Genomic DNA, 11,243 nt, shown 5'->3' with positions numbered 1-11,243 from the left:
GGGCGCCGCCCCCCCCTTGTGTGGGGGCCCCCGCCGCCGTGTGCCCGCGGCAGGCTCCCGCCCGCGGTCCGTCGCACACGGAGCGCGCGCGCACGTCGTGCGGTCGGTGGACGCGGGGCGGCCCGTCACCTGGACGGGCTAACCGGCCCGCCCGCCGGGGCGCCCCCCGGCCGTCCTCCGGGACCGGCGCCGGGCGGCGGCACACGCCCCCGTCCCGTGTCCGCTCGCCGGGCGATCTTCCTCCGCGTCGCCCACGCTGGTGCCGGTGCCCGCCCCACCCGGCGGCGCAGCCGCACGCGAGGGCGGCCTTCGCGGCCGCCACGAACCCCACAAGGGAGCAGGCATGACATTGACGACGGATGCGCTCATACCCGCGCTCGAGGATGTGCGGGAGGCACACGCCGCGGTGGTCGACCGGTTCCGGGCCGACATGGCCGTCACCCCCGCCGGTCCCCATCGGCAGACCCTGGAACGTCATGCCGCCCAGACCCAGCACCACATCGCCCGCATCGAGACCCACGTCCGTGACATGCGCCCGCGTCACCTGCTGCGCGACACCGGCGAGATGGTCAGGACGGCGTCGGCGGGCGCGTTCCACACCGCGATGGCGCCCCTGCACATCGGCGCCCGCATGGTCCGCGGCGTCCTGCCCGGAGGGGCGCACACCGACGAGCACCAGCAGTTGAGGAACACCGAGGACGAGTACACCGCCACGGCGCGGGCGCTCGCCGCCTGCCGTGCCGGCGAGAGCATCGCCACCCTCGCCCAGGACGACCGCGCCGCCGCTCTGCTGACCACGCTGCGCCGACAGGACGAGCAACTGCTGCGCGAACTGGAGTCCAGCGTCGAGGAACAGGCGCTGGCCCTGGCCACGACGGCGGCCGGCGACGGCCGGCGCCCCTACGGCGCGGCCGGGATCGCCGACGCCGCCGTGCGCACGCTGCGCACCACCGCCCAGCGGCTGCAGGCGGTCTGGGCGGGCGGCGGCGGGTCCGCGCCCCGGCCCGCAGCCGACGCCCCGCGTCCGGCGGGCAAGGCCCCGGCGGCCGCCCACGCGCCGATGGCCGGCACCATCGACCTGCCGCTCGCGGACTACGACCGGCTGCCGGTCGCCGAGATCATCCAGCGGCTGCGCCTGTTCTCGCAGGCGGACCTCTCCATGATCGAGGACTACGAGCGCGAGCACGGCGACCGGGTCGGGGTCCTGAACGCCATCGAGAACCTGCGCGGCAACCAGCCCTGGCCCGGCTACGACACCATGAGCCCCGACCAGATCACCGCCCGGCTGCGGGGCGCCGAACCGCTGCTGGCCCGGCAGACCATGGACTACGAGCGCCAGCACCGCCGGCGTGCCGACGTCATCAGCGCCGCCAAGCAGCGCACCCGCGCCGCCGTCTGACCCGCCGCTCCCCGAGGTCCCCGCCGCGGCACCGCGGCGGGGATCCGCGCCGTCCGTGCGCAGGGCGGGTGCGGGGGCGCAGGCGGGGTAGGCGTATCCCTGCCGCCAAGGAGCAGAAGGGAGCACTCCGATGGCCGACTCGTCACTGAAGGCCGTCGGCTGGGCGCGGTCGTTCCCCGTGTCGGGCGGGGTGCGCGCCGGCCGCCGGTGGACGCGGGACCACCTCGCCGCCCTGGACTGGACGGAGGACGCGCCGGGCACGGTCGACGACATCCTGCTGGCCGTGTCGGAACTCATCACGAACGCGCACGTCCACGCCCACAGCGACGCCGAGGTCGTCCTGACCTGGGACAGCCGGTGCCTGCACGTCAGCGTCCACGATGACGACGACCGGGTGCCCGTCCCCCGCGACGCCGACGAGGACGCCACCGGCGGGCGCGGCCTCGCCCTCGTGGACGGTCTCGCCGACAGCTGGCAGACGCACTCCCAGCACCACGGCAAGACCATAACGGCGTGCTTCACGCCGCCTGTTCGGAACCCGGGCGATGCCGGTGCCGGTTCCGCTACCGATGCCGGTGGGGAGCCGGCACGCTGAGGCCCGGCGTCGTGGACGACGGCCGACCGCGGGTCAGGGGCGGAACACGTTCGGGTCGTGAGTGAGCGGAGCGTTGTGCACGGTCGCCGAGTTGTACGTCCAGCGGTCGGCGTGGGCCTGCTCGCGGCGGGCCTGCTCGATGAGCAGGCCGTCGGCGTTCTCCGTGCGACGGTTGCTGCGGCGCAGGAGCTTGACGACCAGGAACGCCACGAAGGACACCAGCAGGAACAAGAGGATCCCGAATTCGACCACAGCAGCTCTCCCCCGTGTGACATCAGCCTTGTGACCTGGATGGTAGCCGCGGAACAGCGGCGTGTCCCTCCCGCTTGAGCCTCATCTGAGCTTCCGGGAAACCTGGTTGGCGTGCGGGGACCGCGCTGTCAGGATCACGGGCATGGGAGACGCGACGACGGTCCGCGCGGTCAACGCGCTGACCGAGGGGTGGGCGGGCAGGGCACTGCGGCAGGGCGAGGAGACGGTGCTCTCCGCCGCGGGGGTGTGGCCGCTGCTGGCCCTGCTGGCGGCGGGAGCCGACGGCGCGGCCCGGGACGAACTCGAACGGGCGACGGGCGTCGGAGCCGCTGAGGCGGCCGAGGCGGCGGGGCGGCTGCTGGCACGCCTCGACGAACTGCCGGGCGTGGCCTCCGCGATCGGGCTGTGGAGCAGCGCGGCGCTACCGCTGGAGCCGGGGTGGGCCGTCGCGTTGCCGCCGGCCGCACACGGGGTGCTGAGCGGTGACGTCGCCGCCGACCGCGCGGCGCTGGACGCCTGGGCCGACAAACGTTCCGGCGGGCTGGTCCCCCGGATGCCGATCCCCTTCGACGAGGACACCGAGCTGGTGCTGGCGGGGGCGCTGACCGTCAGGACGGACTGGCTGCGGCCGTTCGAGGACCACGGCGGTGTGCTGTACCGGACCACCGCGTTGCTGGACCGCACCGAGGTGCTGGACGCGCCCTGCGGCCGGGTGACGGTGCTGAAGGTGCTGGGCAGCGGCGGGATCGACGTCCACCTGCTGCGCGGCGAGGCGGGCGTGTCCGGCGGCGAGGTGCTGGCGGCGGGCGTGGGCGCGCTGCGGCGCGCGTACCCGGCCGTCCCCGGGGACCTGCTTCCGTACGGGGAGCCCGGGCCCGGGGTCCTGGTGTCCCGGGTGCGCGGCTCCAACCGCAGGCCGTTCCTGTCGGTCGCCACGGCGCCCTTCGAGGTGACGGCGCAGCACGATCTGCTGGATCACGCGGGGCTGTTCGGGCTGGCCTCCGCCAAGGACGGCTCGCGCGGCCACTTCCCCGGGATCAGCGGCGAGCCGCTGGCGGTGGGCGCCGCCGGGCAGACGGTGGCGGCCTCCTTCGGCGCGCAGGGCTACCGCTCCGCCGCGGTCACGGCGTTCGGCGCCGCGGGGGCGGGCATGCCGCCCCCGTACTCGGCGAAGTGCGTGGAGGTCGAGTTCCTCGGGCCGATCGGCTTCCTGACGCTGCACCGGACCTCGCGCCTGGTACTCAACGCGGGCTGGGTGAACGCGGACCTCCCCGACTGGGACGCGTCGCACGCGGCCGACGCGGACGCGGAAGGGACGACGTGACGCGCCGCGCCGCGTCCGACGCCTTGGGGCATCCGTGCCAACTTGCGCGCGCCTCATATTCGATCGGGGCCGACTCCACCGGCATGGGGGCGGGTGACCAGAGCGAAAACTACTGAACTTAAATGGGTGATGTCGGGACGCTGCCAGGTCATCGGAGAAGCCTGCGGACGGTAGCAGCGCGTCATCCGTCATCCACATCGACACCGCGTCGATCGAGAGCACCCTGTCGCTCAGATGCAAGCAGATACCATCCCAGACCAGCACGATCGGGACAATAACTGGATGCAGATGCGGATGATCAGCTACCGGAGCCGCCCCAGCCGAAGCCTTTCGGCTGGTCCTTACACCCGGTGCGCTCCCGGACCGTACAGGCCAACCGGGAGGGCTGCCCTGGCTTGTAGCAGGCCATACCGACCATCGACACCCAGCCGGAGCCGCAACCACTCACCAAGATCACCGGCGTGCGGCTCCGACGGCCCCACGCCTCGCGCGCGCGGCGGAGTCAGCGACTCCTCCAGCAGCCCTACGCATCACTCAGGGCGCACCACCGAATCGTGGAGGTGTCCAATAAAGGCACTCCAGGCGACAGAAGTGAAGCGCAGCCACGGGCCCTCAGGTTCTGCAGAATGACGGACGTACACCTCTTCGCCGGTCCACTTGACCTCAACGCACTGAGTCCCGTTCGAGTCGCTCACCGATGCCTTGCGCCAAGACCATGAGCCACTCACGTATGTCCACCCTCCACGTGTTGCTGGCAGAAGGCTCACTTGCGGCTGGTCGACCTCTACCTCATAGCCCCCGGACCAGCCAGGCCCCCATCAGGTTTACGACGACCGGCACCAGCCGCGCGTGGCCTTTGCACTGTCGCCGTGCGCTGGCCGAAACAGCGATGACACCCATTCCCAGTGCGAGTCCCACCAAGTTGGCCGCAGGGACTGTACCCACAGAGCCCCAGGACCTAACACCGAACGACCGCCGAACCTCGGTATGCCCGCGCGACAACTTCCGCTCGGCGCCCGGCGCGGTAAGGTGGCCTCACGCGTAGTCACCAAGGGGGGGCTTGCATGATGCGTCCTCGACCCTATCTACCCCTGCGGTTGACGTACGGCCTCCTTGTGGGGACCTTGACCACCGGAGGTGGATACTGGATCTCCCTGGCAACAGAACTCCCGCAAGCTGGCTGGTTCCTGGCGATCGGAGTCACGATTCTTGCGGGCTGGCTGAGCCCTGAGGTGGCTCATCTGCTGTATCGGCGGACAACGCTCGGGCGCCACGGCGAGAAAACCGGCGCCTGATCCAGCCAACGAGGAGAACTCCAGCACCGCTCAGCAGCGCGCCGAACATCGTCTGTGGATGAGGCACAAACACATAGGCAACCGTGACGATCAATCCGGCCACCGTGAGCAACGGCACCGTCAGCAACATAATCGCATTCACCGTGCGATACCGGTCGGAGAGCACCGAACGGACCACTTCCAGCGCTAGAGCCACCCACGTGGACTCAGGCTCGGGAGCCCTGCGACGCTCAGGGGCTGCCATCGCTACCCCCGCTCCGCGGACATGCCAAGGCGCCGCAACTACCCGACGCAGAAATGCATCGAAGGCCGCGGTCGGCTATGCAGAGAGGTACTGTCTCTCTCACACGGCACCCCCGATAGTGGTCCATGCCCAGAGGCCGGCTGCAACTATTGGATTATTTCGTTCAGTTTTGGATCGTCGGCCGTGTCCGCGAACGTCCACGGCCGACAAGGCGAGCTACCCAGAGACCCTGAACTCCACTGGCTCTGACCCGATGGCCTCAGCTAGGTTGCGCAGTATGTCGGGCATGCGATTCTTGATCACCTTCGTCTCGAGCTCCAGGAACAGGTCCAGGTAGGAAGCGACCTCCTCGGGCATCGTGCTAATGCTGGCGCTCCCACGCGGGTTCTCCAGATAGACGAAGGGAGGGACATCTTCGGTGAATTCGAAGATCGTGAAAGGCCCCGCTAGTGCAGGATGGGCTCCCTGACTGAAGGGCAGTATGGCAATGCGAATTCGATCTTGGGAAGCCGCATCAGCCAAGCGACGCAATTGGGCCCTCATGACGCCTGCGCCACCGACCTGACGTCGAATCACAGACTCGTCAAGGATGAACGTGAACTGCGACGCCTCGTTGTCCAAGACATCTTGACGCAACATGCGGGCCTCAACCATCCTCCTGACCTTGTCCGCGGACTCTCCTGGCGAGTAGGCCCGAATGATCGCCGCCGCATACTCCTCGGTCTGCAGGAGGCCGGGCACAACCGATGGCTGAAAGGTGCGGTTGTGCGCCGCAGATCCCTCCATCGCAAGGAAGTCGAGAAACTCCTTCGAGTAAATGTCGCGGTACTCGGCGAAGGGCATCCTCCGACTACCTCGAGCCAACTCCAGCAGCTCTTCGACGACCTCATGGTCGCCCACGTCGTAGGTAGCCAACAGGGAGCGTAGATCGTTGATGGAGATCCCAACCTCCCCAGCCTCGATCCGGATCAGCTTGCTGGGCGACCACTCCATCCTGTCGGCGACCTGACGCTGCGTCAGGCCCGCTGCGGCGCGGGCCCTGCGGAGCTCGGTGCGCAGCCGGAGACGCTGAACCGCCGCGCTACCTTTGGTCGCTGTCGTCATATCATCTCCCTATCTGCAATGTAGCAGATTGTTGGCACTCATAGCGGATGAAGCTATCAGCACATCTTGAGCAGATACTTGGCGTTCCGCGAGCACTCATCCTGCCTTCTCGGCGACCCCCACGCGAACCAAGGGCCCCAATCGAGCGGTTTTGACCTATCAGTCACTCGAGCACAGAAGACTCGCTCAAATCTCGCCCAAACCCCGCTCACCGCCACGCCACAGCCAGCGCTCCAACAGAGAGACCTGAGTTCACACACCGCCGGACCCGCCACTCGGATGCGCCGACGGCGGCAGCAACGTGCCCCGCCACAGAGTTGGTTGACGCAGTATCGACCATGCGCCTGAGAGGCCACCGTCAGATCAAGTCTTGTTCGACATGAAATCGCACACTTTGCCATACCTCTCATCACCCGTGTTGAGGAACGACATCCCTAACCTGCCCACAAGGGGGTCCGAATCCAGACCATATGCAGCAGCCGGCATCCACCAAGTGGCTCCACATTCGGCCCGGTCTTCGAGCGGCGCCCTCCAAGCACCCCAGCGGCTGCGACACGTCGAACTGAGCGGCACTGCGATTCTGCGTGAACGGCTGGTCTGCTGTTCCTCCCGCAACAGCAGACCCTCATCCGAGACCCCTACGCGATCTCCGCACCCGTGGGACGTTGCCTAGCCGGAGCGCCGACACCTACCCGCAACGGGACCCGGGAACTCCCGCCCGCGGTGGAAGGCGCACGCCGAGGTGGTCGGGCGCACCGCGGACGGGTCGTGCCTGCCGGGACCCGGCGGGCACTGACCCGTCCGCCGCGTCAGGCGGTCGCCTCGTCCAGCAGCTCCAGGACGTGCCGGTAGGGGCGGCCGGTGGCGCGGCTCATGCCCATCTCGCAGGTGCGGTTGCAGGAGGCGTACGCGTCGAACGCGCCGGCGGTGATCTCCGCCGCCTGGGCGGCCGTCGCGGACCCGGTGACCTCCGGGTGGAGCAGGCCGCGGTCCCCCGCGAAGGCGCAGCAGCCCCAGTTGTCGGGGACGGTGACCTGTTCGCTGACCGCGGCCGCCACCTGGCGGAGGGCCGCGTCGATGCCCAGGTGGACGGTGGAGCACGTGGGGTGCAGCGCCATGCTGCCGATGCGGCGCGGGGCGGGCAGCGCCGGCAGCAGGTGCTCCGCCGTGAAGGCGACGCTGTCGACGAACCGCAGGGCCGAGTATCGGGCGCGCTCGGACTCCGGGAGGGTGTCGGCCAGTTGCTCGAGCCCGTGGGTGCAGGAGGAGGCGTCGCACACGACCGGCAGCCGCCCGGCGTCGCTGGCCTCCCACAGGACCTCCAGGGTCCGGCCGGCCATGGTGCGGTGCCCGTCGGTGTAGCCCTTGGACTGCCAGGGTGTGCCGCAGCACAGCCCGGTCAGTCCGTCCGGGACGGTGACCTGGACGCCGGCGCGTTCGCACAGCCGCAGGAAGGCGGCCGCTGCGCCACCGGAGTCCCCTTCGGGGGCGAAGACGCTGCCGATGCAGGCGGCGAAGAACACCGCCCGCGCGCCTTCGGGGTGCCGCGGCGCCGGGCGGGCCGGGCCGCCGCGCGGGATGTCGCCGGACCAGGTGGGCACCAGTTCCGTCGCCCCGAGTCTGCGGGCCGCGCCGGTCGCGGCGCGGGCGACCGGGGCGGGCAGGACGTGGGCGGTGTTGAGGGCGGCGCGCACCGAGGTGACGGCGCTCCCCCAGTGCCGGGCGGTGGTGTTGCCGAGGCGCTGGGCGGTGGGGCTGTGGCGCTGCGCGCGCAGGCGCTTCATGACGGCGCCGGTGTCGATGGTGACGGGGCAGGCGGTGACGCACAGGCTGTCGGCCGCACAGCTGTCGACGGCCGCGTAGGCGTAGTCCGCCTCCAGGGTGCGGCGGCGTTCCTCGTCGCCGGCGGCGGTGGCCAGCGCGATCTCGCGCTGCAGGGCGATGCGCTGCCGGGGCGTGGTCGTGACGTCGGCGGTCGGGCAGACCGGCTCGCAGTAGCCGCATTCCACGCAGGCGTCGACGGCGGGGTCGACCGGGGGGACGCTCTTGAGGTCCCGTAGGTGCGCGGCCGGGTCGTCGGTCAGCAGGACGCCCGGGCTGAGGACGTCATGGGGGTCGCAGAGCCGCTTCAACTCGCGCATGACGTCGTAGAGTTCGTCGCCGTACTGGCGGTGGACGAAGGGGGCCATGGCACGGCCGGTGCCGTGTTCGGCCTTCAGGGTGCCGCCGGCGCCCAGGACGAGGTCGACCATGGCGTCGGTGAAGCGGGCGTAGCGCTCGGTCTCGGCGGGGGTGTCGAAGTCCTGGGTGAGCATGAAGTGCAGATTGCCGTCGCGGGCGTGGCCGAAGATGACGGCGTCCTGGTAGCCGTACCGGTCGAACAGGTCGATCAGGCCCTCGCAGGTGCCGGTCAGCCGCTCCATGGGCACCGCGATGTCCTCCAGGAGCGCGGTCGTCCCGGCGGGCCGCGCGCCGGCGACGGCCGTGTAGAGGCCCTTGCGCAGGTGCCAGAGGCGGCCGCGCACCGCCGCGTCGCGGGTGAGCGCGGAGCCGGTGACGGCGGGCAGCCGGTCCAGGACGGGGCGGGCGGCGGCCACCGTGGCGTCCAGCGCCTCGGCGCTGTCCTCGGCGAACTCCACCAGCAGGGCGGTGTGGCGCTCCACCCGCAGCCCGCGCAGTTCCTCGACGGGGTCGGCGGCCTGCTGGGCGACGCGCAGTGAGGCGGCGTCGAGGAGTTCGGCGGTGCGGGCGCCGGCGGCCAGCAGCGCGGGCAGGGCGTCGGTCGCCTCGGCCAGGCCCGGCATGATCAGCAGGCCGGTGGCGGCGTGCGGCAGCAGGGGGACGGTACGGAAGACGGCCTCCGCGACGAAGCCGAGGGTGCCCTCGCTGCCGATCATCAGGTGGGCGAGGATGTCGGCGGGGTCGGTGTGGTCGAGGAACGAGTTGAGCCCGTAGCCCATGGTGTTCTTCATCGCGAACAGCCGCTCGATGGTGGCGCGTGAGGCGGCGGAGCCGCGGACCCGGTCGCGCAGCCGGAGCAACCCGGCGTGCAGGTCGGGCTCGTGGGCGCGCAGCGCCGCGTCCGCGTCGGGGGCGGCGGTGTCGACGACGGTGCCCGAGGGGAGCACGAACTGCAGCGACTCCATGGTGCGGTAGGCGTTGTCCTGGGTGCCGCAGTTCATGCCGCTGGAGTTGTTGGCGACCAGCCCGCCGATGGTGCAGGCGCTCTCGCTGGCCGGGTCGGGGCCGAGGCGGCGTCCGTGCCGGGCGAGCCGGGCGTTGGCCTGGCGCACGGTGAGTCCCGGCTGGAGGCGGATGCGCAGGCCGTCGTCGAGGACTTCGGCCGAGCGCCAGTGCGTGCGGACGTCCACCAGGACGCCGTCGCCGCCGGCCTGTCCCGCCAGGCTCGTGCCGCCGGAGCGCAGCGTCAGCGGCATCCCGGCCCGGTGCGCGCCGGCCATGAGCGCGCCGACCTCGGTGGCGGAGGCGGCGCGCACCACGGCCTGCGGTGTGAAGAGGTACGGGGAGGCGTCGTGGGCGGCCGCGACCCTGCGGGGCACGTCGGTGGAGACCCGGGAGGGGTCGGCGACGCAGTCGGCCGCCCACGCGGCCGGGCCGGGGTCGGCGGTGCGGGACGTGCCGGCGGGGGTGGCGGAGGGGGTGCTCATGGTTCCTCGGGTGACGACGGTACGACGCGGGGGCACGCGGCGGTCAGCGGACGGGGCCGGTGATCCGCAGCAGGCGGGGCGGCTGTGCGGCGGGTTCGGGCAGGCGCAGCGGGGCCAGGCCGGGGGTGATGCTCCCCAGGACCGTGGCGCGGCGGGCTCCGGTGCCCGAGGTGAGGGTGCCGGGCAGGCCGTTGACGGTGAGGAAGCCGAGCACGGCGAAGGCGAGGGCCTCCTTGGCGTCGGAGGGCAGGCCGAGGTCGTCGCTGGGACGCAGCGTCACGCCGGGCAGTTCCTCGCCGATCATGCGCATCAGGACGGGATTGCGGGCACCGCCGCCGGAGACGACGAGGCTGGTGACCCCCTGCGCCCGGCAGGCGTCGGCGACGGTGACGGCGGTGAGCCTGGTCAGGGTGGCGAGGACGTCGTCGGTGCCGGGCGTGGGCACGGCGGCCAGCGCCCGCTGCAGGTAGGGCAGGTGGAAGAGTTCCTTGCCGGTGCTCTTCGGCGCGGGCCTGCGGTAGTAGGGGTCGTCGAGGAGGACCTCGAGCAGGTCGGGGCTGGTGCGGCCGGCGGCCGCGCGGCGGCCGTCCTCGTCGTAGGCGGCGGCGCCGTCGGTGAAGTGGCGTACGGCCGCGTCCAGCAGGGCGTTGGCGGGGCCGGTGTCGAAGGCCAGCGGTTCGGCGCCGGGGGCGACGACGGTGATGTTGGCGATGCCGCCGAGGTTGAGCGCGGCCGGCACCCCGGGCAGTCCGCGCAGCAGGAGGGTGTCCGTCATCCCGACCAGCGGGGCGCCCTGGCCGCCGGCCGCCACGTCCCTGCTGCGCAGGTCGGACACCACCGGCAGTCCGGTGGCCTCGGCGATCCAGGCCGGCTGGCCGAGTTGGAGGGTTCCGCGGACGGTGCCGTCCTCCACCCAGTGGTGCATCGTCTGGCCGTGGGAGACGACGAGGTCGGCGGCGCCGCCGCACAGCTCGTCGAGGGCGCGTGCCGCGGCGCCCGCGAAGGCCCGGCCGATGCCGGTGTCCAGGGCGCACACGTCCTGGGTGGTCGTCGTCGCGGGCGGCAGTGTCGCGCCGATGAGGTCCCGCAGGTCGTCCTCGTAGGGGACGGACAGGTGGCCGAGCGGCCGCATGTGCAGGGTCTCGCCGTCCAGGGTGAGGTCGGCGGCGGCCGCCTCGATGGCGTCGTACGAGGTGCCCGACATCAGGCCGATCACGCGCATGGCTTCTCCCAACTCTTGTGTGCGGGGCGGTCGTGTGGTGCCCCGGGGTGGGGGCCGCCCGTCGGCCCTGACGCGCGCCCTCGCGCACACCCTCACCCGGCGGCCGGTGCTGCGCGGCATCGTCGCGGACTACCTCGTCG

General features: G+C 71.6%; 9 protein-coding genes. 3 read left to right on the top strand and 6 right to left on the bottom strand.

Translation table 11 applies throughout. The features are described from left to right. The first annotated feature begins 343 nt into the window (after window positions 1-343). Window positions 344-1,399, top strand: a complete 1,056-nt coding sequence (locus ABZ479_RS41090; RefSeq protein ID WP_500466359.1) for a hypothetical protein — start codon at window positions 344-346, stop codon at window positions 1,397-1,399. Between the two features lie 130 nt (window positions 1,400-1,529). Further along, window positions 1,530-1,994, top strand: a complete 465-nt coding sequence (locus ABZ479_RS41085) for an ATP-binding protein (protein ID WP_500466358.1) — start codon at window positions 1,530-1,532, stop codon at window positions 1,992-1,994. 33 nt (window positions 1,995-2,027) lie between these two features. Here ABZ479_RS41085 and ABZ479_RS41080 read toward each other — a convergent pair whose 3' ends face one another. After that, window positions 2,028-2,246, bottom strand: a complete 219-nt coding sequence (locus ABZ479_RS41080) for a hypothetical protein (RefSeq protein WP_500466357.1) — start codon at window positions 2,244-2,246, stop codon at window positions 2,028-2,030. Window positions 2,247-2,388: 142 nt separating this feature from the next. Between ABZ479_RS41080 and ABZ479_RS41075 the strand changes: the two genes are divergently transcribed. After that, a complete protein-coding gene (locus ABZ479_RS41075) occupies window positions 2,389-3,570 on the top strand; it encodes a serpin family protein (protein WP_500466356.1) in 1,182 nt (393 codons plus the stop codon). 530 nt (window positions 3,571-4,100) lie between these two features. On the opposite strand, the gene ABZ479_RS41070 is transcribed toward ABZ479_RS41075, so the two are convergent. From ABZ479_RS41070 to ABZ479_RS41050, 5 genes are all read right to left on the bottom strand, one after another. Next, the gene (locus ABZ479_RS41070; RefSeq protein ID WP_500466355.1) at window positions 4,101-4,298 is read right to left on the bottom strand and encodes a DUF397 domain-containing protein; all 198 of its coding nucleotides are present in this window, start codon (window positions 4,296-4,298) and stop codon (window positions 4,101-4,103) included. A gap of 472 nt (window positions 4,299-4,770) precedes the next feature. Continuing rightward, complete coding sequence (locus tag ABZ479_RS41065; protein WP_500466354.1) at window positions 4,771-5,061, bottom strand: hypothetical protein; 291 nt, start codon at window positions 5,059-5,061, stop codon at window positions 4,771-4,773. Between the two features lie 264 nt (window positions 5,062-5,325). After that, complete coding sequence (locus ABZ479_RS41060) at window positions 5,326-6,213, bottom strand: helix-turn-helix domain-containing protein (protein ID WP_500466353.1); 888 nt, start codon at window positions 6,211-6,213, stop codon at window positions 5,326-5,328. Between the two features lie 809 nt (window positions 6,214-7,022). Next, window positions 7,023-9,881 (bottom strand): FAD-binding and (Fe-S)-binding domain-containing protein, encoded by a 2,859-nt coding sequence (locus ABZ479_RS41055; RefSeq protein WP_500466352.1) that lies wholly within the window; start codon window positions 9,879-9,881, stop codon window positions 7,023-7,025. Between the two features lie 43 nt (window positions 9,882-9,924). Continuing rightward, the gene (locus tag ABZ479_RS41050; RefSeq protein WP_500466351.1) at window positions 9,925-11,103 is read right to left on the bottom strand and encodes an anhydro-N-acetylmuramic acid kinase; all 1,179 of its coding nucleotides are present in this window, start codon (window positions 11,101-11,103) and stop codon (window positions 9,925-9,927) included. Between the last annotated feature and the right edge of the window lie 140 nt (window positions 11,104-11,243).

The sequence above is a fragment of the Streptomyces sp. NPDC005722 genome, assembly GCF_040630935.1.
Classification (GTDB): domain Bacteria; phylum Actinomycetota; class Actinomycetes; order Streptomycetales; family Streptomycetaceae; genus Actinacidiphila.
This window is presented reverse-complemented; position numbering and strand designations above follow the sequence as displayed.